Raw genomic sequence first — 22,759 nt, 5'->3', positions numbered from 1 at the left:
GGTGGGCGACCGGGCGGGCGACTGTCACCAGAGGCGGCCCTCCACCGTGCCGCCCGGCCCCACGGCCGCCGCCAGGTCGGAGGCGAGCGCGTGCAGCCACACCTCCACGTCGACCAGATGCGACACGGACGGCGCCGGAAGCCGCGTCAGGATCCCCGGCGGCAGCGGCGGCGGCCGTACGGTCACGCCGTCCGCCGGGAAGGCCGCCGCCCGCAGCGTCGCCGACACCACCTCCTCCGTCGCCTCGCGCGCCCAGGACTTCGCGTCGGGCGGCCACGCCGACCCCTCGGACCAGGGCAGCCAGGAGGTGCCGGTCAGCACACGGGAGCCGAAGTTGAGCGCGGCGAGCCAGTCGGGCCCGGTGTCCACGGGACGCCGGGGCGGGGGCTCGGTGCGCAGCTGCGCGTACGCGGCGTGGGCGATACGCCAGTCCAGCAGCGCCCGCCGCAGCGCCGCCGCCGTGTCGGCGCGGGCCGTGGGCGCGGAGCGTCCGGTCGCCGCCCGCTCCACGGTGACCCGGATCAGCGGCGCGGTGGCGCGGAGCAGGGCGGCGGCGCCGCGCCGCATCTCGCCGCGGGCGCCGGCGGGCCAGGCCAGCACCCCGCACACCAGGCCGATCACACTGCCCGTCAGCACGTCGACGATCCGGGCCTCCGCCAATTGCCAGGTCACCGGGGCGATCTGCGCGAACGCCGTGGACACCACCAGCGTGAACAGTCCCTGGCCCCAGGCGGGCCCGCCGACGGGCCCCGCCGAGAACGCCACCAGCATCATCGGCACCAGCAGCGCCGCGTAGACCTCGGTCGCGTCGCCCGCCGACACCAGCAGCACACCGGCCGCGAGCGACCCGACCAGCGTCCCCGCCGTCGCCGACCGCACCGCGGACCAGGTGGCGCCCGCCGTGGTACGGCCCAGCGTCAGCATGCCCAGCAGCACCCAGAAGCCGTGCGACAGATCCAGCGACCCCGCGACCAGCCGGGCCAGCGCCAGCCCGGAGGCCGTACGGACCGCGTTCTGGAAGACGACGGAGCGCGGGGTGAGGTGGTCGGCGATCCGCACCCACCACAGCCGGGGTGTGGACGCGCCGGCGTACCAGAACTGCTCGACCGGCAGTGCGGTCGTCGGCCGGCGCCGTCCGTCCGTCAGGGCGACGGCCGCGCTCACCGTCACGGCGGACACCGCGGCGGCCAGCAGCGTCGACTGCCGGCGCAGCAGCGGATGCGGGTCCCCGCGCAGGTCCGGGGGCACGCCCCGCGCGGCCGCGTACCGCTCGATCATCTCCTCGATCCGCTGAAAGCCGGGCGCCGGGCGCGAGCCGCGCAGGGCGGCGGCCTCGTCGGCGCAGGCGGTGGCGAGCCCGCGCAGCAGCGTGGCCGAGGGCAGGTCGGCCGGCGGGCGCAGCAGCGGGGCGAGGACGGCGAGCAGGTCGAGGAACCGGCGGGTCGCGTAGCCGGCCTGGGCCAGCGCACGGTCCCGCGCACCCGCCCCGGTGGGCCGGACACCGGGCGCCGTCCGTGACAGGCGCAGCTCCCGGCCCGCCGCCCGCAGTCGTTCGGCCGTCTCCCGGCCGTCGGCGCCGCCCCGCAGCAGGTCACGCACGGCGCGCGCGGCGAGCTCCAGTCCGTCGGCGACGCTGGAGCGGTACGACGGCTGCTCGGGCTCCGGCAGCAGCAGCCGTTCGCACAGGGCCGTCGCCGTCGCGCCGACGGCGAGCCCGGCGAGCCGGTCCGACAGCGTCCCGGGCGCGTACGGCGGGAAGCAGGCCAGGATGTAGCAGAGCTGGAGGGCCGGGACGACGCCGGCCGCCCGGGGCCCGAGGGAGGCGCCGGTCACCAGCACGAACCCCACGAGCAGCATGCCGAGCGCCGCCGACCAGGTCGCCGCCGCGAGGTACGTGCCGAGCGTGATCAGCGCGGCGGCGGCCGGCACGGCGCGCAGCACGGTGCCGGCGCGGCGGCGTCCCGCACCGGGAAGCGGCGAGAGGAGCCCGAAGGCGACCGGGACGAACAGCGTGTAGAGCGCGAGCACCGGACGGTCCAGCAGATGGATCGCGGGGTAGAACCCGGCGACGGCGGCGACCGTGACACGGACCGCGCGCCGGACCGCGGCCGCGGAGTCCGCCCGCGACGGCCGCTCCGGCAGCAAGGCCCGCCAGGAACGCGCGTGCCCGTCGGGGCGTTCCCGGTGCCACATGGCGCACCATCCTGCCGGGACCGGCACGCCACGACGGGCGGGCCGCACCGGCGCACGCGACGGGACCGCCCGACCGGCCGACCGCCGCGGACGCCCTCTTGCGTCACCTGTCATGGCACCGTCATTATCGCTACTCGCGGGTATCTACCCGCATAGATCCGCAGGGATCCCGCACGGTTCACGCTCGCGAGCTCCACACAGTGCCCTGTCGACCACTCGTCCCAGGAGGCTCGATCCACGTGAGACCCCGTCACCTCCGCCGCCGCGGCGCCCTCGCCGCCGCCGCGACGACCCTGGCCGTCCTGTGCGCCGGCCAGACCCTCGCCGCCCCGCAGGCCACCGCCGCCCCGACGTCCACCCCGCACGTCCGCACGTCAGCCGCGTCCGAGGTCCACGCCGCCGAGGACGCGGCCGCGCGGGCGATCGCCGCCGCGCTCACCGACCCCGCCTGGCGCGCCCGCGTCCGCCAGGCCGCCCTCACCTCGCACGAGGTCGCCGTCACGGCCCTCGCCGACGGCGCCCTCAAGACCACCCTCGCCTCGGCCGACCACCGGATCGCCGCCGCCAAGGGCCTCGGCCCGGGCGTCGGCCCCTTGCTGCGGCTGCGGCTCGGCGACCCGTCCATGCGCGGCGCGCTGACTGCCGGGACAGAACCCTGGGTCGCCGCCGCCACCTCGGACGACGGCCCCGTCACCGCGTACGACGGCGAGGGCGGGACCCACACGCTCGACGCCCGCGAGACCCCGGCGCGCCCCGTGTACGTCGTCGACCTCGACGGCTCCCGCGCGCTGGCCGCCGGCCTGGACGTCCTCCACGAGGAACTCGCCCGCCGTGGCGTGCGGTCCGCCGCCCCGGCAGCCGAGCCGAAGCGGGCACGCACCTCGGCCGCCGCCGCGGGCTTCTGGACCACGCGCATCGGCGCGGTCTCCCTCTCCGACGACGAGGAGCCCTGGATCAAGGGCGACGCCGAGATCTACACCCTCGTCACCGGCTTCGGGCACGACGGCAAGGTGCGGGTGGACCCCGTCGACATGCCGTACCTGGACGACGACGGCACCGTGTACCGGCCCCAGCAGATCCTGGTCAACTGGTCGTCGTACAAGTACGACCTGGCCGACGCCGTGATGATGGAGGACGACGGCAGCACCAACTACCGCGACCTCGCCAAGGCCATCGCCGCCATCCTGCTCACCGTCACCGACCAGGGCGCGTACATCCCGCTGGTGAACGCCGTGCTGGACGCCATCCCGGACGACTGGTGGACGGACGACCCGGACTACGTCGACTCCTGGTACACCCTCGCCCGCACCGACAACGGCACCCGGTACGGGGCGCGCGGCAACGGCTGGATGACCCTCGAGCCGTACTTCGTGCAGGAACTCTGAGGTTCTCCCCCCCTCGGGGCCTCGCGACGGATCCGTCCGCCGTGCGGCCCCGCTGCCCCGCCCGGACCCGCCGGGCTCGGCAACCGGCGCTCCCCGCCGGAGGCTGGGAACCGGGCGGGGCTCGCGCCTGCCGCCCCGGCCCGCCGAGCGTGAGGAGAGACCGTGGGCGATCAGGACCGCATCGTGGTCGGGGTGGACGGCTCGCCGTCCTCGCGCCAGGCGCTGCGCTGGGCGGCCCGCCAGGCCGCGCTCACCGGAGGGACGGTGCTGGCGCTGACCTCCTGGGACTACCCGCAGTACCACGGCGCGCTGGGCTGGCTGCCCCCGTCGAGCGGTGACGAGGAGGCCCTGGAGGCCAGGGCGCGCGAGGACCTGACCCGGTGCGTCGAGGAGACGCTGGGCGCACACCCGTCGGCGGACGTGCGCACGGAGGTGCGGTACGGAACGCCGGCCAGTGTGCTGCTGCGCGCGGCGCGTGACGCGTCCCTGCTCGTGGTGGGCAGCCGGGGCCTGGGCGGCTTCGCCGGTCTCCTCCTCGGCTCCGTCGCCCAGCACTGCGTGCAGCACGCCGCCTGCCCGGTCGTCGTGGTCCGGGAGGACACCGTCACCGGTGTCGGCGAGGACGCCTGAGCGCTGCGGCTCACCCTCGCACGGCCGCCCGCACCAGCTCCCGCGCCAGATCCCCGGCCGCCGCGACGGTCCCGGGGGACAGGGGCGCGGTGGCCACCGCGCCCTCGTGCAGCACGAACAGCCGGGTGGCGAGCGCGGCCGGTCCGTGGCGGCCGGCCGCCGTGGCCAGCTCCTCGAACAGGCCGAGCAGCCACCGCTTCTGCTCCGCGGCGACACGGTGTCCGGGGTGCCGCGGATCGGGCAGCTCGCCCAGGGCGTTGAGGAAGGCGCACCCCCGGGTGTACGTCGCCGTCCAGCTCCGCAGCGCCTCGAACGGCGCGGTGACCGCCTCCTCGGCGCTGCCGCTCGCGTCCACCGCCGCGCGGACCGCCGACCGCCAGCGCCGGTCGCGCTCGGCGAGATACGCCGCCACGAGGTTGTCCTTCGACCCGAAGCGGTTGTACAGCGTCCGCTTGGTCACGCCGGAGTGCTCGGCGATCAGGTCCACGCCGACCGCCGTGATGCCGCGCTCGTAGAACAGCTCCTCGGCCGCGTCGACGATGCGACGCCCGGCCGGCGTCAGGGGAGGGGCGTCACTGCCGGTGTCCATGCGCACGGACCTTCACTGATCGGTGTACGGTGGGATGCGAGGTATACAGATCAGTATACCCGCGAGGAGGCGAGGACCTTGTCCGAGCACATGCGCGCGGTACGCATCACGCGGCACGGGGGACCGGAGGTGCTGGAGGTGACCGACGTGCCCGTGCCCGTCCCAGGAGACGGCGAGGCACTGGTACGGGTCGCGGCGGTGGCCCTGAACAACACCGACCTGTGGACCCGCGAGGGCGCCTACGGCCGCCCCGGCGACCCGGAGGCGCGCTCGGGCTGGCGCGGACCCGTCGCCTTTCCCCGTGTCCAGGGCGCCGACGTGGCCGGCCGGGTCGAGGCCGTGGGCCCCGGCGGCGACGCGGGTCTCGTCGGCCGCCGCGTGGTGGTCGACCCGGCGCTCTACGACGGCGACGGCCCGGACGCCCACCCGGTGGGCCTGATGGGCAGTGAACGCGACGGCGGTTACGCCGAGTTCGTCGTCGCCCCGCTGGAGCGCCTGCACGACGTCACCGGCTCCCCGCTCACCGACGACCAGCTCGCCTGCCTGCCCACCGCCTACGGCACGGCGCTCGGCATGATCGAACGCGGCCGGATGCGGGAGGGGGAGACCGTCCTGGTGACGGGCGCGTCCGGCGGCGTCGGGCTCGCGGCGGTGCAGATCGCCCGCGCCCGGGGCGCCCGGGTGGTCGCCGTCAGCAGCGGCCCCAAGACGGACGCCGTACGCGAGGCGGGCGCGCACGCCGTCGTCGACCGGGCGGGGGACGTCGTCGCCGGCATCCGCGCCGCCGCGCCCGAGGGCGTCGACGTGGCGCTGGACGTGGTCGCCGGGGAACTGGTGAGCGACGGAGTGCCGCTGCTGCGGGAGGGCGGACGCTGGGTGATCGCCGGGGCGCTCGGCGGGTACGAGGTGACCCTGGACGTCCGCCGTCTCTACCTCCACAACGCCCAGGTGATCGGCTCCGCGATGCACACGCCGGCGCACTTCGGCCTGCTGATGGACCTGGCCCGGCGGGCCGCCGTCGCACCGGTCGTCGCCGCCACGTACCCGCTGGGGCGGGCCGCGTCGGCGCAGGAGGAACTCGCCCGCAGGGAGCACGTCGGCAAGATCGTCCTGCACCCCGGGGCGCCGGCGGCGCGCTGACCGGCCGGGGCGTCAGAGCGACCGGGAGTGCACCGGGCTGTTCGCGACCTCCTCCGGGCACTTCCCGTGCGCCGCGCGCCTGCGACGGTCGCGCAGCCAGTCGTACGCGGCCAGGGCCAGCGACGTCAGCATCGCCCCGAGGGCCGCGCACAGCGCGACGAACAGGGCCACCTGGAAGTCGTCGCCGCGGCCGAGCACCAGGTAGAAGAGGCCCGGCAGGGCCGCCGTCCCGACCGCCGCGCCGAGCCGCTGCCCCGTCTGGAGGGCGCCGCCCGCCGCGCCCGCCATCCGCACCGGCACGTCCCGCAGCGTCATCGTGATGTTGGGCGACACGACGAACCCGCCGCCGATCCCCCCGGCGAACAGCGCCGGCGCGGCCAGCCACGGCGCGACGTCCAGCGGCGCGAACCGCAGCAGCACGGCGGCCGTGCCCAGGCCCACGATCACGCCCGTGAGCCCGCACACGGTGAGCAGCCGCCCGAACCGGTCGACGAGCCGCCCCGACACCACCGCGGCCCCCGCCGAGCCGATGGCGAACGGTGTCACGGCGAGCCCCGACTCCAGCGGGGAGTAGTGCAGACCGCGCTGGTAGAAGAGCGCGAACACGAGCCAGACGCCGCTGAAGCCGATGAAGTACAGGGTGCCGACGCCCGCGCCGATGGCGTAGCCGCGCACGGTGGAGAACAGACGCGGGTCGAGCAGCGGCGTCGTCCCCCGGGCCAGCAGCCGCCGCTGCCGGCGCACGAACACGGCGAGCACCGCCGCGCCGACGAGGAACAGCCACCACAGCCGGCTCAGCCCGCCCGACTCCGCCTGCACCAGCGGATACATGAACGCCAGCACGCCCAGACCGAGCAGCAGCACACCCGGCACGTCCACGTGCCCCCGCCCCGACGTCCGGGTCCGCGGCAGCAGGCGGCGGCCCAGGAGCACGGCGAGGACGCCGATGGGCACGTTGACGTAGAAGATCCAGCGCCAGCCCTGCATGCCGTCGGCCAGGGCGAGGATCGCGCCGCCGACGATCGGCCCGGACGCGGAGGAGATGCCGACCGTCGCGCCGAAGTAGCCGAACGCCCGGCCGCGTTCGGCGCCCCGGAACATCTGCTGGATCAGCGCCGAGTTCTGCGGCGCCATGAAGCCCGCCGCCAGCCCCTGGGCGAGCCGCGCCACGACCAGCAGGGTGATGCCGGGGGCCGCGCCGCAGGCCGCGCTGCACAGCACGAAGCCGCACAGGGCGATGAGGAAGATCTTCCGCCGGTCCAGCGCGTCCCCCAGCCGGCCCGCCGTGACGAGGGCGAGGGCGAACGTCAGCGCGTACCCGGACACCACCCACTGCACGTCGGCGGGGGAGGCGCCCAGGTCCCTCTGCACGGTGGGCAGCGCGACCGCCACGATCGTCACGTCCAGCAGGCTCATGAAACCGGCGACCAGCGTCACCCAGAGCGCCCGCCACCGGCGAGGATCCGGCTCGTACGCGTCCCCCTGGGCACCGGGCTGCCGGTCACCCGACCCTGACGCCGACGCTGTCACACGCAGTCCTCTCGCACGGCCCGACACGGGGGCACGGCCCGAACAGGGCACACGGCCCGGACAGGGCGCCCCGGCCGGAACAGGGCGCACGGCCCGGACCGGGCGCACCGCCCGAACAGGGCGAACATGTTCCCCGCCCGGGCCCCGCGCACACCCGGCACGGCGCAAAAGGGCGGGCGACCGGCGCGTACCGCCCCTTCCGGTGCCGCGGTCAGACCGTGATGCTGCTCCCGCGCACCACCAGCCGGTGCGGGACCGTGAGGTCGGCGGCGGGCAGGTCGTTGCGCGGGCTGTAGATGCGGTCGGCCAGACACTGCAACGCACGCGCGGCGATCTGCCCCTTGTCGGGGGACACGGTGGTGAGCGTCGGGTGACTGAACCGGCCGTCCTCGATGTCGTCGAACCCGACGACGGCCACGTCCTGCGGCACCCGCAGCCCCCGCTCGTGCGCCGTGTGCAGGGCGCCGAGCGCCAGTTCGTCGCTGAACGCGAACACCGCGTCCGGCTCGGCGCCGGCGTCGAGCAGTTCGGCCATCGCGCGGGCGCCGTCGCTCCGGTGCAGCGCCGTCACCGGGCGTTCCCACGCGGGACGCGGGGCGATCCCGGCGCGCCGGAGCGCCGCGCGGTACCCCTCGGCGCGCAGCTCCGCGGTGCCGTTGCGCAGATGGGGCTGGAGGCCGATCGCGGCGACGCGGCGGCGGCCCAGCGCCAGCAGATGGGTCGTGGCCTCGTCGGCGGCGGCCACGTTGTCCACCGCCACCCGGTCCGCCAGCCCGTGCGGACTGCGCTCCCCGAGCAGCACCACGGGCAGCGGACGGGCGGCCGCGGTGATGTCCTCGGCGGGCAGGGCCCAGGGGCTGATGATCAGGCCGTCCATCACCCGGCCGCCGTCGCCGGTCAGCAGCCGCCGTTCCGCCTCGGCGCCGCCCCGCGTCTGGTCGATGACCACCGTCCACGACCGCCGGCGCGCCTCGTCCACCAGCAGCCCGGCCAGCTCGGCGAAGTACGGGGAATGCAGCTCCGGGATCGCCAGGCCGATGATGCCGGTGCGGCCCGCCCGGAGGCTGCGCGCCGCGAGGTTGGGGCGGTAGCCCAGCTCGTCGATCGCCTCCTGCACCCGCCGGCGGGTCTCCGGCGCCACCCGGGCCGACCCGTTGACCACGTTCGACACCGTGCGCGCCGACACCCCCGCGCGCGCCGCCACGTCCTTCAGGCTGCTGCTCACCCGCACATCGTGGCATGCGCCGCCCGCCCGCGGAGCAGGCACCCGCGCTCGGCGGCGGGCATCTGCGCGCCGGGGTATTGCCACGTTGAAATCAACGATGCAACATGGGCGGCGGACCGGTGCCCGGCAGGTACCGGCCGGCCGTTCGTCGCAAGGAGGCACCCATGAGCCCGCACACCCACCCCGGCGTTACCCCGGACGCGCTCGACGTCGACGTCTCGGCCGACGTCGAGGCCCTCTACGAGGACGGCATCACCGCCCGCAAGGGCGCGTTCACCCCCGAGTGGGCCGACCGGCTCCGCGAGGACATCGAGGCCGCCTTCGACGAGGCCCGCGGCCGTCCGGGCGGCGCGGTCGGCCGCGGTCCCCACCGCTACTACGTGGAGATCCACCCCGAGCAGCTGCGCGGCTTCGTCGACCTCGCCGACCACCCCTGGGTGCGCTCCGTCTGCACGGCGGTCCTGGGCCCCGACTACCGCATCGTCGAGGTCGGCTTCGACGTGCCGCTGGAGGGCGCCGTCAACCAGCCGTGGCACCGCGACTTCCCGATGCCCGAGGAGACCCGAGCCGAGCGGCGGCTGACCTCGCTGGCGTTCAACGTGACCGCGGTCGACACCGAGGAGGACATGGGCCCCTTCGAGATCGCCCCCGGCACCCAGTGGGACGACAGCCCCGAGTTCGGGCACGGCATGTTCCCGCCCCGCTCGCACTACCCGCGCTACGAGGAGCGGGCGGTGCGCAAGTACCCGCGGCGCGGCGACATCTCGGCGCGCTCGGCCCTGACCATCCACCGCGGCACCCGCAACCACTCCGCGAAGTCGCGCCCCGTGCTGGTGCTGGGCGTCGACGGCCCCGAGGCGACCAACGGCGAGCGGCACGACACGGCCGTCACCCGCGCCTACTGGGACAGCTTGCCGGAGCGGGTACGGCGCCACCTGGACTGCGAGGTCGTCGACGTGCTGCGGCCGGTGACGCAGAAGCACACGATCGAGGGCCTGGTCATGGGCGACGCCTGAGCCGTCGTCCCGGACCCCGCGTGGCCGGGCGCGTCCCCGGGGACAGGCGGACAATCACGAGCATGGGCCTGTGGGGCAAGCGGGACGACATGGTGGTCCACGGGCGGGAGCCGTTCAACGCGGAGCCGCCCGGGACCGCGCTCGCCCGCACCGCCGTCACGCCCGCCGACACCTTCTACGCCCGCAACCACGGCCCCGTGCCCCGCCTCGACCCGGCGGACTGGCGGCTCACCGTGGACGGCCTCGTGGCGCGCCCGCTGCTGCTGACCCTGGCCGCTCTGCGGTCCGGCTTCGACGCGACCGAGGCGACCGTCACGCTCCAGTGCGCGGGCAACCGGCGCACCGACCTGACTGCCGTCCGCGCCGTCCCCGGCGAGACGCCGTGGGGACCGGGCGCCCTCTCGACCGCCCGGTTCCGCGGGGCGCGCCTCGCCGACGTCCTCGCCCACGCCGGCCTCGCCCCCGAGGCCGCCCATATCGCCTTCCACGCCCCCGACGTCTCCCCGTCCGCCGACCCGCCCCAGCCGTACGAGGTGTCCGTCCCCCGTGACCGGGCGCTGGCGCCGGACGTGCTGCTGGCCTGGGAGATGAACGGCGCCCCGCTGCCCGCCGTCCACGGCGCGCCCCTGCGGGTGGTCGTGCCCGGCTGGATCGGCGCCCGCTCCGTCAAGTGGCTCACCCGCGTCACCGCCCGCGCCACCCCCTCCGACGGCTGGTTCCAGGCCACCGCCTACCGCCTCCCCCCGACCGGAACCGACCCCGAGGGCGTCACCCTCGGCCCGCTCCCGCTCAACTGCGCCGTCCTGACCCCGTACGACGGCGCCGTCGTGCCGCGCGGGCCGGTGCGGGTCACCGGGTACGCGCTCGCCGGCGAGGGCCGTACGGCCGCCCGCGTCGAGGTGTCCGTGGACGGCGGACGCGCCTGGTCCCGCACCGCGCTCGAGGCATCCGCCGGTCCGGGCGTGTGGCAGCGCTGGCGCACCACCCTCGACCTGCCGGCCGGCGACGTGCACGTCCTGGCCCGCGCGTGGGACTCCTCCGGCGCCGGCATGCCCCAATCCCCGGCCTCGGTGTGGAACCCGAAGGGTTACGTCACCCACTCCTGGCCCCGCGTGCTGCTGCGCGTCCGCTGACCCCCCGGCCGCGCGCACGCCCTCCCTCACGGCCGCGCGCCACCCCACGCCGCCGGTCCGCTGTTTGCCCGCCGCGCGCGGGGAAACTCAGCGCCCATGGACAACAAGCCTGGGCGTCGCCTCCTCGGACAGAACCGGATGCTGTGGCTGCTGGACGCGCTGGAGCGCGATCCCGGCCGCGACCAGCCGATCGACGCGCTCGGCCGCCGCGTCCGCGCGCTGCCGCTCGAACGCGCCCGGGACGTCCTCCACGGCACATGGCTCGGCCACCCCGTGCATCCGATGGCGATCCATCTGCCCATCGGCAGCTGGATGTCGGCCGCCGTGCTGGACCTCAGGCCCGGCCGGTCCCGGCAGGCGGACCTCCTGGTCGCCCTCGGACTCGCCGGGGCCGTTCCCGCCGCCGCGACGGGCCTGACCGACTGGGCGGAACTCCACCGCGAGCAGCAGCGCGTGGGCCTCGTGCACGCCGTGGCCAACACGGCCGCCGTCGGCCTCTACGGCGCCTCCCTCGTGCTGCGCCTCACCGGCCGGGGCACGGCGGGACGCGTCCTCGGGTACCTCGGGCTGACCGCGGTCGGCGCCGGCGGCCTGCTCGGCGGCCACCTGGCGTACCGGCAGGCGGCCGGCGTCAATCACGCCGAGGAGGTGCCGCACGTCGTCAGCGACGGCTGGCACCGCGTCGGCGGCGTCGACGAGTTCCCGGCCGGCGAGGCCGTGCGGTGCGTCGTGGACGACGTGCCGGTGCTGGTGGTGCGCGAGTCCGGCGGCGAGGTCCACGCCCTCGCCGAACGGTGCAGCCACCTGGCGGGACCGCTGTCCGAGGGCACGGTCGCCGACGGCTGCGTGCAATGCCCCTGGCACGGCAGCGTCTTCCGGCTCTCCGACGGCTGGAACGTCGAGGGCCCCGCCACCGCGCCCCAGCCCGCGTTCGACACGCGGGTGGTCGACGGCCACGTGGAGGTCCGCCTGCCGATGGAGGTCGTACCGGAGACGCCGTACGGCAGCGACGCGCTCGCGCGGACGTCCACCGACGGGCACCGGCCGTCGAAGTGACCGCGCGGGACGTGGTGACCATGGCGGGCGTGCGGGAGACCGCCCGCCGGGCCGCCGAGAGCGTGGCCCGGTGGCGGGACGCCCCTGCCGTGCACCCCACCGGCGTGCTGTGCTCCGGCACCCTGCACGTCGCCGGCCGCGACGCCGCGTGGGGCGTGCCCTGGCTGGACCGGCACGCCTCGTACCCGGCGATCGTGCGCTGGTCCCACGCCCTGGGCACGCCCCGGCGGCTGCCGGACGCGCTCGGCCTCGCCGTCCGCGTCGAGCACGCGGGCGGCCCCGGCCGGCCGCTGGACCTGCTGTTCACCTCCAGCGGCACGGGCCGCCTCGGCCGCCATGTGCCGCTGCTCCGCCCCGACGCGCTCACCGGCGCGTACTCGACGCTGCTGACGTACCGGACGGGGGAGTGCGAGCGGGTGCTCGCCGCCTTCCCGGTGCTCGACCCGCCGCACACGCCACGGCCGACGCTGTGGCAGGAACTCGCCTGCCGTCCCGTCCGGTTCCGGCTCTGCGCCGCCGCGAGCGGCGAGCCCTGGCGGCCGTTCGCGTCGCTCACCCTGGAAGCGGTGCACCCTGCTCCCGCCGAGACGACGGTGTCGTACGACCCCGTCGCGCACAGCCTGCCCGGCCTGCGTCCGGCCGGACGCCTCAACCGGCTGCGCGACGCCGCGTACGCGGGCTCCCGCCGGGGACGCGGCGCCGCCTGACCTTACTGGTTGTCCCGGCCGTCTCAGCCGCGTCGGCGGGCCGCGCGCACGGCCAGAGCCACCGCGCCGCCGGCCGCGAGCGCCCCCGCCGCCAGAGACGCGCGGCGAGCGGCCGGGCCGCAGCCCGGCGCCAGGTCCCTCAGCCGGTCGAACGCGCTGAGCGGGACACCCCGCACCGCGTTCCCGGGCGGCCGCCTCGGCACGCCGGGGTGCGGCCGGGTCGGGGCCGTCGCCCGTACGGCCTCCCACGCGGCGCCGACGCGCCGCAGCTTGCGGTCGCCCAACGCGGTCCGCAGCCGCGGCAGCAGTTCGTCCTCCTCGTCGCGGATGTCCTGCCGGATCAGCGCGAACGCCCGCTGGATCCACTCCGCGCGCCGGGGGTCGTCGGGGGAGCGCTCGATCCGGGCGATCAGCTCGTTGATCGCCTGGTGCTCCTCCTCGACCTGGCGGGTCAGCTCCTCCCCGTCGGGAGCGACGCGCCGCAGCAGCGGCCACAGCACGGTCTCCTCGGCGAAGGCGTGACTGAACACCACCTGGACGATGTCCGACCACACCGCGTCCGGTTCGCCCGGCGCGAGGTCCTCGGACCGGTAGCGGTTCATCATCGCGTCGAGCCGTGCGTGGTCCCGCCGCTGGCGCATCAGGATGCTGTCGTCGCCGCCGAGCGCGTCGGCGTCCTGTCCGGAGATCGACACGGCGGGCGCGGTCACGGCCGTCCTCCGCGCGCGTTCGTGTCCCGGCGCCTGTCGTAGGGGGTGCTCATGCTGGCTCCTCGGGTCGGTTCCGAGCGCCGGGTTCCCCGGACGGAGCGGACCGCGCAGCCCCACGCGGCCCTTTTCGCGGTACGGACCCCCGCGCCCGCGGGTCAGCCGACCGGCCAGCCCGCCACCCGGCTCCTCGCCGGCTTCTCCTCCTGGGGCCGCACCTGCCCGTTGCGGATGACGCCGCGCCAGGCGCCGCACTCCTGGCCCACCCCTTCGATGAACTGCCGGAAGCGGGCCAGCTCGGAGCGCACCAGCCGCGGTGTCAGCGGCGTCCGGTGCGCCAGGTGCCGCCGGGAGGGCCGGGCCACGGACCGCAGGCTCACCACGATCTCCGTACGGTCCGGGGCGAGGGCGCGGAACCGCACCTCGCCCCGGTGCCCGGCCCAGCGGCCGAGACCCTGCCACGCGATCAGCTCGTCGGGACGCTGTTCGACGACCTCCGCCAGGAACGTCCAGGTCGCCCAGCCGGTGCCGATCTCCCACCGGGTGAGGTTCGGGCGGAGCTGCTCGACGCCCCTCACCCAGCGCATGAAGCGCGGGAAGGTCTTGAACTGGGTCCACTGGTTGTAGGCGGTGTGCACGGGAACGGCGACCTCGATCGCCTCTTCGACGGACTGCGCGGCTGCTGACGGCATGGCCCCACCTGTCGTTCGGGTTTCTCCTCAGTGTGCCCCGCGAGCCGCACCGCTACCACGCGTCCCCGCGCGGCCGCTCCCCGCACCGTCACCCGATGCGCACGCCCGCCCCGCCGACCCGCACCCGGGGGTCGCCCGCCCGCAGCGTCACCGTGAGCTCGCCGGGACGCCCCAGGTCCTCGCCCTGACGCAGCGTGAGGACGGCGTCCTCGGGAACCAGGCCCAGCTCACGGGCGTACCCGCCGAACGCCGCGGCCGCCGCCCCGGTCGCCGGATCCTCGACGACACCGCCGACGGGGAACGGGTCCCGCACATGGAACAGCGTCGGCGACTCCCGCCACACCAGCTGCACGGTGGTCAGGTCCAGGCGGTGCATCAGCGCCTCGAGACGCGCGAAGTCGTAGGCCAGTTCGGCCAGTCGGGCGCGGGTCGCCGCCGCCAGCACCAGATGGCGGGCGCCCGCGTAGGCGATGCGCGGCGGGAAAGCCGGGTCGAGGCCGGCGGCCGGCCAGTCCAGGGCGGCCAGCGCCTCCGCCAGATCGGCGGCGGCGACCTCCTCGACGTACGGCTCGACGCTGGTGAGCGTGGCCCGCAGCGTGCCGTCGTCCTCCGCCGTCACGTCCACCGGCACCGGGCCGGCCTGCGTCGCGAAGAGCAGCGGACCCGGGCCCAGCCGCTCGGCGAGCGCCACGGCCGCCGCCACGGTCGCGTGCCCGCAGAACGGCACCTCGGCCTTCGGACTGAAGTAGCGGATGCGGTACGTCCGTCCCTCAGGGCTGTCCAGTCCCCCAGGGCCGTCCCGTCCCTCAGCACCGTCCAGTCCCTCCGGCGGGCCGGTCAGGAAGGCGGACTCCGAGTATCCGAGTTCGGCGGCGACGGCCAGCATCTCCCCGTCGTCCAGCGCACGGGCGTCCAGCACCACACCGGCGGGATTCCCGCCCGCGGGGTCGCTTGAGAAGGCGGTGTAGCGCAGCACCTCGGGCCGTGAAGCGGTGGTTGTCATACGGCCGACAACACGAGCGGAGATCGTGATGTTCCCCCGGCCGCGGAGCGGGAACCCGGGCCTCGCGCTTCCTCCTGGCCGCATGGCGGCCGGGGCCACCCCATCGGCGGAAGATCATGTGGCCGCCCCCCACCGGGAGCGTGAGACTGGGGGGCGTCCGCGTGTCCGGTGAAGGAGAGTCCATGCCCGAGCGGCCCGACGACGGTTCCCAGGAACGGCTCACCGTGACACCGCCCAAGAAGTGGGCCACGGGAGCGCCCGCGGTGCTGCACGCGCTGGAGTACTCCCTCGACCGGACCACCCCCGTGCGCACCGGGCAGACGCTGCTGACGATGAACCAGGTCGGCGGCATCGACTGCCCCGGCTGCGCCTGGGCGGACCCGGCCCCCGGACAACGGCACCGCAACGAGTACTGCGAGAACGGCGCCAAGCACATCAACGACGAGGCGACCACCCGGCGCATCGGCCGCGACTTCTTCCGCGAGCACCCGGTGTCCGAGCTCGCCCGCCGCTCCGACAAGTGGCTCAACGACCAGGGCCGGCTCACCGAACCGATGGTCAAGCGGCCCGACTCCGACCACTACGAGCCGATCAGCTGGCACGACGCCCTCGGACTGCTCGCCCAGGAACTCAACCTCCTGGACTCGCCCGACGAGGCCGTCTTCTACACCTCCGGCCGCGCCGGCAACGAGGCCGCCTTCGTCCTCCAGCTGTTCGCCCGCGCCTTCGGCACCAACAATCTGCCCGACTGCAGCAACCTGTGCCACGAGTCGAGCGGCCACGCCCTGCACGAGACCCTCGGCACCGGCAAGGGCACGGTCAGCCTGGAGGACATGCACCACGCCGACCTGATCTTCGTCGTGGGACAGAACCCCGGTTCCAACCACCCCCGCCAGCTCTCCGCGCTGGAGGAGGCCAAGCGCAACGGCGCCCGCATCGTCGCGGTCAACCCGCTGCCCGAGGCCGGGCTGCTGCGGTTCAAGAACCCCCAGAAGGCGCGCGGCGTCATCGGGCGCGGCACGCCGATCGCCGACCGCTTCCTGCACATCCGCGTCGGCGGCGACCTCGCCCTGTTCCAGGGCCTCAACCGGCTGCTCCTGGAGGCCGAGGACGCCCGCCCCGGCACCGTCCTCGACCACGACTTCATCCGCGAGAACACCGACGGCTTCGAGGCGTTCGCCCGGCACATCCGCTCCGTCGACTGGGACGACATCACCGCCGCGACCGGACTCACCCGCCAGGAGATCGAGCAGGTCCGCGACGAGGTGCTGCGCTCCGAACGCGTCATCGTCTGCTGGGCGATGGGCATCACCCAGCACAAGCACGCCGTGCCCACCATCCGCGAGTTCGTCAACTTCCTCATGCTGCGCGGCAATCTGGGCCGGGCCGGTGCCGGAGCCTGCCCCGTGCGCGGACACAGCAACGTGCAGGGCGACCGGACCATGGGCATCTGGGAGAAGATGCCGGACTCCTTCCTGGACTCCCTGCAGAAGGAGTTCGGCTTCGACCCGCCGCGCCACCACGGCCTCGACTCGGTGAACGCGATCCGCGCGATGCTCGAGGGCCGCGTGAAGTTCTTCCTCTCCCTCGCCGGCAACTTCGTCCGCGCCGCGCCCGACAGCATGGTCACCGAGGAGGCCATGCGCGCCTGCCGGCTCACCGCGCACATCTCCACCAAGCTGAACCGGACGCACACCGTCTGCGGCCGCACCGCGCTGATCCTGCCGACCCTCGGCCGCACCGAACGGGACGTGCAGTCCGGCGGCGAGCAGTTCGTCACCGTGGAGAACTCCATGAGCGAGGTGCACACCTCACGCGGACGCCTCAAGCCGGCCTCCACGGTGCTGCTCAGCGAGGTCGCCATCCTCTGCCGCCTCGCCCACCGCACCCTCGCGGGACGCGGCCCCGACATCCCCTGGGGCGTGTTCGAGTCGGACTACGGCGAGATCCGCGACCGCATCTCCCGCATCGTGCCGGGGCTGCACGACTTCAACCGGCGCGTGGTGCGCCCCGGCGGCATCCGGCTGCCCAACGCCGTCAACGAGGGCGTGTTCCACACCGAGACCGCCAAGGCCCGGTTCACCCGCAACGAGCACGAGGCGCCCAGCGTCCCCGACGGCCACCTGCTGCTGCAGACGCTGCGCTCCCACGACCAGTGGAACACCGTGCCCTATACGGACAACGACCGCTACCGGGGCATCCACGGCAGCAGGCGCGTCGTCCTCGTCAACCCCGACGACCTCACCGAGCTGGGCCTCGCCGACGGGGACCGCGTCGACCTGGTCGGGGTGTGGAAGGACGGCTCGGAGCGCCGCGCCGACGGCTTCACGATCGTCGCGTACCCCACGAAGGCCGGGACGGCGGCGGCCTACTACCCGGAGACCAACGTCCTCGTGCCTCTCGACAGCGTCGCCGACGGCAGCAACCAGCCCGCCTCCAAGAGCGTGATCGTCCGCCTGGAGCACGCGCCCCGGCCCGCCCCTGCCGAGGTCCCCGGCTGACCGTGCGGCGGCGCGCCGCGCACCGCAGGATGGGAAGCAGGGGGCAGGCGACCCGGGAGGTGCGGTGATGGGCGACAACGCCGACGACACCGAGGATTACGACACCGAGGCCTACGACACCGCGAACGACGGCCCCGAGACCACCGACGCGGCCGAGATCGAGGAGGCGTACGAGGCGGGTGACGCGGAGGCCGTCCCCCGGCCCCCGGCCACCCCCACCGACACGGACGTCTTCCTGGACGTCCCGCTGCTCAAGGTCGACGAGATCGACCTGGACGTCGAGGACCTCCGCGCCCATGTGTCGCTCCAGGCCGAGGTGCTCGACCTGCTGAAGCTCAGCGTCGGCGCGGACGTCTCCCTCGGCCGGGTGCACCTGGGCATCTCCGGGGTGGAGGCCCAGGCGCAGCTCAAGGTGCGCCTCGACAACGTGGCTGTGATCGTCAACCGGGTGCTCACCACCGTGGACCGCAACCCGGAGATCCTCACCGAACTGGCCCGGGGCGTGAGCGCCGCCGTGCGGGACGTCGGCGGCGGAGCCCGTGAGGCCGTGGGCGCGGTCGGCGCTGGCGCGGGACAGGCCGTCCAGGACGTCGGGGCGGGTGCGGGCGGCGCGGTGCGGGACGTGGGCCGGGGCGCCGGAGGAGCTGTCGAGGAGGTCGGCCGCGGCGCCGGAGGCGCGGTGCGTGATGTGGGCGCCGGCGCCGGGGGCGCCGTACGGGACGTCGGCGCCGGGGCCGGAGGGGCCGTGCAGGACGTCGGCGCGGGCGCCGGGGAGGCCGTCCAGGACGTCGGCGGCGGGGTCGGCGCGGTCGCGGGGGACGTCGGACGCGGTGCGGGAGCGGCCGTGGAGGAGGCGGGCGGGGGAGTGGCACGCACCGTCGAGGGCGTCGGCGCGGAGGCGGGGCAGGTCGTCGAGGGAGCGGGGGAGACCGTGGCCGGCGCGGGGGAGACCGTCGCCGGGACGGCCGGACAGCAGGTCACGGACACGGCGGGACGCGCGACGGCGCCCGCCCGCAAGGCGACCAGGTCGGCCGCCAAGAAGCGCACGGCGGCCGAGGGCGCCACCCGGCAGCGCCGGGTGCGCGGCGAGGACGGCAAGCTGCCCCCGAGGCCGGCCCGCCGGCGCGCGCCCGCCGAGGAACCCGGGGAACCGCCGTGAACACGTGACGCCCGCAGCGACGATCCGCAGGACATCGCCTTCCGCGCGACGGTCCACGCCGACCGCCTCCGCTTCACCGCCGCACCCCGCACCGCCGTCCGCTTCCCGGGCACGGGCGAGCGCACGCACCTCCCGGACACGGTCGAGCCGGACGTGGACTACCACGACGTCACCGTCCACTACCGCCTGGAGACGGGCGTGCGGGAACCCCTGGCCGAACCCCCGCTCGACTGACCTCGCGCCCCGAGGCGTCGCGCCGGGCGGCGAGCGGATCGCGTGCGTGACGGTAGCGCTGGGGGTACCTCGACTCGGGGGCCGGCCCGACTGACTCACCGGTGCCGGCACCGGCATCGTTCTTCGTGCTGATCCACATGATCCGCTTGGTCCACGGAGAAGGAATGCCGGTGTTGAAGAACAACAAGTCCGTCCTGCGCGGATGTCTGCTCGTCGTCGCGGCCGCAGGCCTGCTGAGCACCACGGTCACGGGGGCGGCCGAGGCGGACCCGCCCGCGCGCTCGCCCCTCCAGCGGAGCCTCGACCGGCTCGTCACGGAGGAGAAGTTCCCGGCGGCGCTCGCCTGGACCAGCGAGGACGGCCGCACCGCCTCGCTGGTCTCCGGCTCCTCGCGGCTCGGCCGCAAGGTGCCGGTCCCGCACGACGGGCAGGTCCGGGCGGGCAGCAACACCAAGACCTTCACCGCCGTCGTGGTGCTGCAACTGGTCGCCGAGGGCAGGGTCCAACTGGACGCGCCCGTCGAGCGCTACCTCCCCGGACTGGTGCGGGGCGAGGGCATCGACGCGAACAGGATCACCGTCCGGCACCTGCTCCAGCACACCAGCGGGCTGCCCAACTACACCGAGCACATAGGGCTGGAGCACTTCGAGAAGGTCCAGAACCGCTTCTTCCACCCGCACGACCTGCTCGCCGCGGCCCTGGCCCACCCGGCGGAGTTCGCGCCCGGCGCCAAGTGGGAGTACAGCAACACCAATTACCTGCTCGCCGGACTGATCGTCGAGCGGGTGACCGGGCGCCCCGTGCAGGAGGAGATCACCGAACGCGTCATCGACAAGGCCCGTCTGCGTCACACGTATTGGCCCCAGCCGGGCGACCGCGGCATCCGCGGGCCGCACCCGCACGGCTACGCCCTCGCGCGCCTCGACGACGACCGGGTGGTCGACGCGACCGAGATGGACCCCTCCTGGGGCGGCGCGGCCGGGCAGCTGATCTCCACCCCGAGCGACCTGGCCCGCTTCACCCGCGCCCTGCTCGACGGCGAGCTCCTGCCGCCCGAGCAGCTGGCGGAGATGCGCAGGACGGTCGACGCCCCGGTGCTGCCGGGCTGGCGCTACGGACTGGGCATCGTCAGCGTCCCGTTGAGCTGCGGTGGCGTGTACTGGGGGCACGGCGGCGACATCGACGGCTACGAGACCCGCGGCGGCGCCACGGACGACGGCCGCTCGGTCGGTCTGGCGGTGACCGCGCTGCCGGGGACGTTCGGCGGCGACGAGGAGAAGACGGCGCTGGCGGTGATGGACGCCGTCGACACGGCGTTCTGCGAGTGACGACAGCCTCGCGGGGGTAATGGGGAGTGTTCCCCGTTTCGGGGGTAGGCTGTCCCGGTGAAGTGGGGAGAACTCCCCGTTTGTGTTCCGCCGTGAGCGGGGGAGAGGACGAGCCATGCCGGACAGGACACTCGTGCTGGGCGGCGGCGGGCCGGTGGGCGGTGCCTGGCTGACGGGGATGCTCGCCGGCCTCACCGAGGCGGGCACCGCCCTCGACGCCGCCGACGTCCTGATCGGCACCTCCGCCGGCGCCGTCTTCGGCGCACGGCTGCGCTCCGGCACCCCGGCCGCGGAACTGTACGAGCGTCAGCTGTCCGGCGCCGACGCCGTCCGCCTGCCGGTGACCGCCCGCCAGACGGCACGCTTCCTCTGGGCGGCCCTCGGCTCCCGTGACCCCGAGCGCTCGGTCGCCCGGCTGGGCCGGACGGCGCTGCGCGCCCGCACCGGGCCCGAGTCGGACGTGGTCGACACGGTCGGCCGGCTCCTCGGCGAGGCGCGCGACTGGCCGGAGCGAGAGCTGCGCATCACGGCCGTCGACGCCCGGACCGGGAAGGTGGAGGCGTTCGACGCGCGTTCCGGGGTGAAGCTGCTCGAAGCGGTCGCGGCCAGTTGCGCCGTCCCCGTCGTCTGGCCTCCGGTCACCGCGGCGGGCCGCCGCTGGATGGACGGGGGCAGCCGCTCCACCGCCAATCTCCAGCTCGCGCACGGCAGTCGGCGGGTCCTGGCCATTGTGCCGATCCCGAAGGCGGTGGGTCCGCACCCGAGCGCCGCCGACCAGGCCGCGCGGCTGACCGAGGACGGTGCGCGTGTCGTCCTGCTGAGCCCGGACGAGGACGCCCGCCGCGCGATGGGCCGCAACATGGCCGACACGGCGCGCGGACCGGCCGCGGCACGGGCCGGGTACGAGCAGGCCCTCCGCGTCGCCGCCGAGGTGGCCGGCACGTGGGGTCGCTGACAGCCGCGGGGGACCCTCGGGGTCACTGACGGCCGTGCCCGAACGGAAAACGCGGTCGCGGCACCGCGCCCCCTTCGGCACACTCGACCCGATGGACGAGATCACCCGCATCGCACACCGCCTTCAGCAGGTCGACGGGGTCGTCGTGGTCGCCCTCGGCGGCAGCCGCGCCCGCGGCACGCACCGCCCCGACTCGGACGTCGACCTGGGCCTGTACTACCGGGCCCCGCTCGACACGGCGGCCCTGCGCCGGCTGGCCGCCGAGCTGTCCGGGGACGCGGTGGAGGTGACCGAGCCGGGCGGCTGGGGGCCCTGGGTGGACGGCGGCGCCTGGCTGACCGTCGACGGCACCCCCGTCGACTGGATCTACCGCGACCTCGACCGCGTCCGCCGCGTCTGGCAGCAGTGCCGGGACGGACACGTCGAGACCGGCATCCAGGCCGGCCACCCCTACGGCTTCTCCTCCCACACGTACGCCGGTGAAGTGGCCCTCGCCCGGGTCCTCACCGACCCCACCGGCGAGCTGACCGCACTGCGCGAGGAGATCCGCTCCGGATACCCCCGCCCGCTGCGGAACACTCTGGTGGGGCAGGCGCGTTGGGAGGCGCCGTTCATCCTGGCCGTCGCCCGCAAGGGCGTCCCGCGCGGCGACGCCTTCCACGTCGCCGGCTGCCTCCACCGCGCGGTCGGGCTCCTCGTGCACGCCCTGCACGCCGACGCCGGCGCCTGGGTGCTCAACGAGAAGGACGCGGTCCGCTCGGCAGGCGCCCTCCCCGGCGCCCCCGCCGGCTTCACCGCACGCGCCCAGGCCCTCTTCGGCACGCTCGACGCCGCCCCGGACCGTGTCACGGCCGCGCTCGACGCCGCCGACCGGCTGGCCGCCGACGTACTGGACGGCCTCCCCGGAGAGTGAGCCGGCTTCAACTCGGACTGTTCAGGCGCGGTCTTCCGGGTACCCGTCGCCGCGACGACCCGTACAGGAGGCCCGCGTGCCCGGCACGCCGGCCTTTCGCGCACAGAACCCAGGAGGATCCATGAGCACGGTCAAGGAAACGGTCGACGTGGACGTCCCCGTCCGCCGGGCCTACGACCAGTGGACGCAGTTCGAGGACTTCCCGCGCTTCATGGAGGGCGTCGAGGAGGTGACCCAGCTCGACGACCGGCACAACCACTGGACCACCAAGATCGCCGGAGTGAAGCGCGAGTTCGACACCGAGATCGTGGACCAGCTCGTCGACGACCGGGTCACCTGGCGGACCGTCGGGGGCGAGACGCGGCAGCGCGGGTCGGTGCGGTTCGAGCCGCTGGACGACACGCACACCCGCGTGGAACTCACCATGGACGTCGAGCCGACCGGCATGGCCGAGAAGGGCGCGGACGCCCTCGGCGTGATCGACCGCCGCGTCAAGGGGGACCTGCACCGCTTCAAGGAGTACGTCGAGAACGGCGGCGGCGAGGGCGGCTGGCACGGCCGTATCCGCCCGGAGGACCCGGCCACCGGCCACTGACACCGGGCCCGGCCCGGGACGTGACGAAGGCCGGCCCTCCCCGCACGGGGGTGGGCCGGCCTTTCGTG

20 protein-coding genes are annotated in these 22,759 nt (G+C 75.2%); 13 read left to right on the top strand and 7 right to left on the bottom strand.

Annotated features, from left to right (window positions below; genetic code table 11):
- Positions 1 to 24 precede the first annotated feature (24 nt).
- Positions 25 to 2,193 carry an FUSC family protein gene (locus ACFOSY_RS05475; protein ID WP_394305570.1) on the bottom strand — a complete coding sequence of 723 codons (2,169 nt, stop codon included), beginning with the start codon at positions 2,191 to 2,193 and terminating at the stop codon, positions 25 to 27.
- A 239-nt stretch (positions 2,194 to 2,432) separates the two neighbouring features.
- On the opposite strand from ACFOSY_RS05475, the gene ACFOSY_RS05470 reads away from it, so the two are divergent.
- Complete coding sequence (locus ACFOSY_RS05470) at positions 2,433 to 3,578, top strand: DUF3103 family protein (RefSeq protein ID WP_394305569.1); 1,146 nt, start codon at positions 2,433 to 2,435, stop codon at positions 3,576 to 3,578.
- Positions 3,579 to 3,740: 162 nt separating this feature from the next.
- Entirely contained in the window at positions 3,741 to 4,208 is a 468-nt protein-coding gene (locus ACFOSY_RS05465) for a universal stress protein (protein ID WP_394305568.1), read from the top strand.
- Positions 4,209 to 4,218: 10 nt separating this feature from the next.
- On the opposite strand, the gene ACFOSY_RS05460 is transcribed toward ACFOSY_RS05465, so the two are convergent.
- On the bottom strand, positions 4,219 to 4,797 hold the full coding sequence (locus tag ACFOSY_RS05460; protein ID WP_394305567.1) for a TetR/AcrR family transcriptional regulator: 579 nt from the start codon (positions 4,795 to 4,797) through the stop codon (positions 4,219 to 4,221).
- 90 nt (positions 4,798 to 4,887) lie between these two features.
- Here ACFOSY_RS05460 and ACFOSY_RS05455 point away from each other — a divergent pair, with 90 nt between their 5' ends.
- Positions 4,888 to 5,937 (top strand): zinc-binding dehydrogenase, encoded by a 1,050-nt coding sequence (locus ACFOSY_RS05455; protein WP_394305785.1) that lies wholly within the window; start codon positions 4,888 to 4,890, stop codon positions 5,935 to 5,937.
- A 12-nt stretch (positions 5,938 to 5,949) separates the two neighbouring features.
- Here the strand turns inward: ACFOSY_RS05455 and ACFOSY_RS05450 are convergent, their stop codons facing one another.
- The gene (locus tag ACFOSY_RS05450; protein ID WP_394305566.1) at positions 5,950 to 7,467 is read right to left on the bottom strand and encodes an MFS transporter; all 1,518 of its coding nucleotides are present in this window, start codon (positions 7,465 to 7,467) and stop codon (positions 5,950 to 5,952) included.
- 211 nt (positions 7,468 to 7,678) lie between these two features.
- The gene (locus ACFOSY_RS05445; protein ID WP_394305565.1) at positions 7,679 to 8,692 is read right to left on the bottom strand and encodes a LacI family DNA-binding transcriptional regulator; all 1,014 of its coding nucleotides are present in this window, start codon (positions 8,690 to 8,692) and stop codon (positions 7,679 to 7,681) included.
- A 164-nt stretch (positions 8,693 to 8,856) separates the two neighbouring features.
- On the opposite strand from ACFOSY_RS05445, the gene ACFOSY_RS05440 reads away from it, so the two are divergent.
- The 4 genes from ACFOSY_RS05440 to ACFOSY_RS05425 all read left to right on the top strand — a co-directional run bounded on the left by ACFOSY_RS05440 (position 8,857) and on the right by ACFOSY_RS05425 (position 12,604).
- Positions 8,857 to 9,708, top strand: a complete 852-nt coding sequence (locus ACFOSY_RS05440) for a phytanoyl-CoA dioxygenase family protein (RefSeq protein WP_394305564.1) — start codon at positions 8,857 to 8,859, stop codon at positions 9,706 to 9,708.
- 62 nt (positions 9,709 to 9,770) lie between these two features.
- Entirely contained in the window at positions 9,771 to 10,841 is a 1,071-nt protein-coding gene (locus ACFOSY_RS05435) for a sulfite oxidase (RefSeq protein WP_394305563.1), read from the top strand.
- Positions 10,842 to 10,937: 96 nt separating this feature from the next.
- A complete protein-coding gene (locus tag ACFOSY_RS05430; protein ID WP_394305562.1) occupies positions 10,938 to 11,897 on the top strand; it encodes a Rieske 2Fe-2S domain-containing protein in 960 nt (319 codons plus the stop codon).
- Positions 11,898 to 11,917: 20 nt separating this feature from the next.
- Entirely contained in the window at positions 11,918 to 12,604 is a 687-nt protein-coding gene (locus ACFOSY_RS05425; protein WP_394305784.1) for a phosphodiesterase, read from the top strand.
- A gap of 23 nt (positions 12,605 to 12,627) precedes the next feature.
- Here ACFOSY_RS05425 and ACFOSY_RS05420 read toward each other — a convergent pair whose 3' ends face one another.
- The 3 genes from ACFOSY_RS05420 to ACFOSY_RS05410 all read right to left on the bottom strand — a co-directional run bounded on the left by ACFOSY_RS05420 (position 12,628) and on the right by ACFOSY_RS05410 (position 15,006).
- Positions 12,628 to 13,314, bottom strand: a complete 687-nt coding sequence (locus ACFOSY_RS05420; RefSeq protein ID WP_394305561.1) for a hemerythrin domain-containing protein — start codon at positions 13,312 to 13,314, stop codon at positions 12,628 to 12,630.
- Between the two features lie 155 nt (positions 13,315 to 13,469).
- Positions 13,470 to 14,003: an SRPBCC family protein gene (locus tag ACFOSY_RS05415; RefSeq protein ID WP_394305560.1), complete on the bottom strand. Its 534-nt coding sequence runs from the start codon at positions 14,001 to 14,003 to the stop codon at positions 13,470 to 13,472.
- 88 nt (positions 14,004 to 14,091) lie between these two features.
- The gene (locus ACFOSY_RS05410) at positions 14,092 to 15,006 is read right to left on the bottom strand and encodes a PhzF family phenazine biosynthesis isomerase (RefSeq protein ID WP_394305559.1); all 915 of its coding nucleotides are present in this window, start codon (positions 15,004 to 15,006) and stop codon (positions 14,092 to 14,094) included.
- 182 nt (positions 15,007 to 15,188) lie between these two features.
- Here ACFOSY_RS05410 and ACFOSY_RS05405 point away from each other — a divergent pair, with 182 nt between their 5' ends.
- The 6 genes from ACFOSY_RS05405 to ACFOSY_RS05380 all read left to right on the top strand — a co-directional run bounded on the left by ACFOSY_RS05405 (position 15,189) and on the right by ACFOSY_RS05380 (position 22,691).
- Complete coding sequence (locus tag ACFOSY_RS05405; protein ID WP_394305558.1) at positions 15,189 to 17,507, top strand: FdhF/YdeP family oxidoreductase; 2,319 nt, start codon at positions 15,189 to 15,191, stop codon at positions 17,505 to 17,507.
- Positions 17,508 to 17,574: 67 nt separating this feature from the next.
- Positions 17,575 to 18,666, top strand: coding sequence for a hypothetical protein (locus ACFOSY_RS05400; RefSeq protein WP_394305557.1), 1,092 nt, complete (start codon positions 17,575 to 17,577; stop codon positions 18,664 to 18,666).
- Between the two features lie 398 nt (positions 18,667 to 19,064).
- Positions 19,065 to 20,228 (top strand): serine hydrolase domain-containing protein, encoded by a 1,164-nt coding sequence (locus ACFOSY_RS05395; protein ID WP_394305556.1) that lies wholly within the window; start codon positions 19,065 to 19,067, stop codon positions 20,226 to 20,228.
- 115 nt (positions 20,229 to 20,343) lie between these two features.
- A complete protein-coding gene (locus ACFOSY_RS05390) occupies positions 20,344 to 21,183 on the top strand; it encodes a patatin-like phospholipase family protein (protein ID WP_394305555.1) in 840 nt (279 codons plus the stop codon).
- A 91-nt stretch (positions 21,184 to 21,274) separates the two neighbouring features.
- Positions 21,275 to 22,096, top strand: coding sequence for a nucleotidyltransferase domain-containing protein (locus ACFOSY_RS05385; RefSeq protein ID WP_394305554.1), 822 nt, complete (start codon positions 21,275 to 21,277; stop codon positions 22,094 to 22,096).
- 121 nt (positions 22,097 to 22,217) lie between these two features.
- Positions 22,218 to 22,691 (top strand): SRPBCC family protein, encoded by a 474-nt coding sequence (locus tag ACFOSY_RS05380; RefSeq protein WP_394305553.1) that lies wholly within the window; start codon positions 22,218 to 22,220, stop codon positions 22,689 to 22,691.
- Positions 22,692 to 22,759: the final 68 nt, after the last annotated feature.

Source organism: Streptomyces lusitanus, from assembly GCF_042647945.1.
Lineage (GTDB): Bacteria > Actinomycetota > Actinomycetes > Streptomycetales > Streptomycetaceae > Streptomyces > Streptomyces pseudogriseolus.
The sequence above is the reverse complement of the archived record's forward strand: the minus strand, read 5'-3'. Positions and strand labels throughout refer to the sequence as shown.

Excerpts from the sequence above, each read along its gene's own strand:
- ACFOSY_RS05415 (WP_394305560.1), bottom strand. The coding sequence starts at position 14,003 with ATGCCGTCAGCAGCCGCGCAGTCCGTCGAAGAGGCGATCGAGGTCGCC.
- ACFOSY_RS05385 (WP_394305554.1), top strand. The coding sequence starts at position 21,275 with ATGGACGAGATCACCCGCATCGCACACCGCCTTCAGCAGGTCGACGGG.
- ACFOSY_RS05460 (WP_394305567.1), bottom strand. The coding sequence starts at position 4,797 with ATGGACACCGGCAGTGACGCCCCTCCCCTGACGCCGGCCGGGCGTCGC.
- ACFOSY_RS05440 (WP_394305564.1), top strand. The coding sequence starts at position 8,857 with ATGAGCCCGCACACCCACCCCGGCGTTACCCCGGACGCGCTCGACGTC.
- ACFOSY_RS05405 (WP_394305558.1), top strand. The coding sequence starts at position 15,189 with ATGCCCGAGCGGCCCGACGACGGTTCCCAGGAACGGCTCACCGTGACA.
- ACFOSY_RS05395 (WP_394305556.1), top strand. The coding sequence starts at position 19,065 with ATGCCGGTGTTGAAGAACAACAAGTCCGTCCTGCGCGGATGTCTGCTC.
- ACFOSY_RS05475 (WP_394305570.1), bottom strand. The coding sequence starts at position 2,193 with ATGTGGCACCGGGAACGCCCCGACGGGCACGCGCGTTCCTGGCGGGCC.
- ACFOSY_RS05430 (WP_394305562.1), top strand. The coding sequence starts at position 10,938 with ATGGACAACAAGCCTGGGCGTCGCCTCCTCGGACAGAACCGGATGCTG.
- ACFOSY_RS05410 (WP_394305559.1), bottom strand. The coding sequence starts at position 15,006 with ATGACAACCACCGCTTCACGGCCCGAGGTGCTGCGCTACACCGCCTTC.
- ACFOSY_RS05400 (WP_394305557.1), top strand. The coding sequence starts at position 17,575 with ATGGGCGACAACGCCGACGACACCGAGGATTACGACACCGAGGCCTAC.
- ACFOSY_RS05380 (WP_394305553.1), top strand. The coding sequence starts at position 22,218 with ATGAGCACGGTCAAGGAAACGGTCGACGTGGACGTCCCCGTCCGCCGG.
- ACFOSY_RS05390 (WP_394305555.1), top strand. The coding sequence starts at position 20,344 with ATGCCGGACAGGACACTCGTGCTGGGCGGCGGCGGGCCGGTGGGCGGT.
- ACFOSY_RS05425 (WP_394305784.1), top strand. The coding sequence starts at position 11,918 with ATGGCGGGCGTGCGGGAGACCGCCCGCCGGGCCGCCGAGAGCGTGGCC.
- ACFOSY_RS05455 (WP_394305785.1), top strand. The coding sequence starts at position 4,888 with ATGCGCGCGGTACGCATCACGCGGCACGGGGGACCGGAGGTGCTGGAG.
- ACFOSY_RS05435 (WP_394305563.1), top strand. The coding sequence starts at position 9,771 with ATGGGCCTGTGGGGCAAGCGGGACGACATGGTGGTCCACGGGCGGGAG.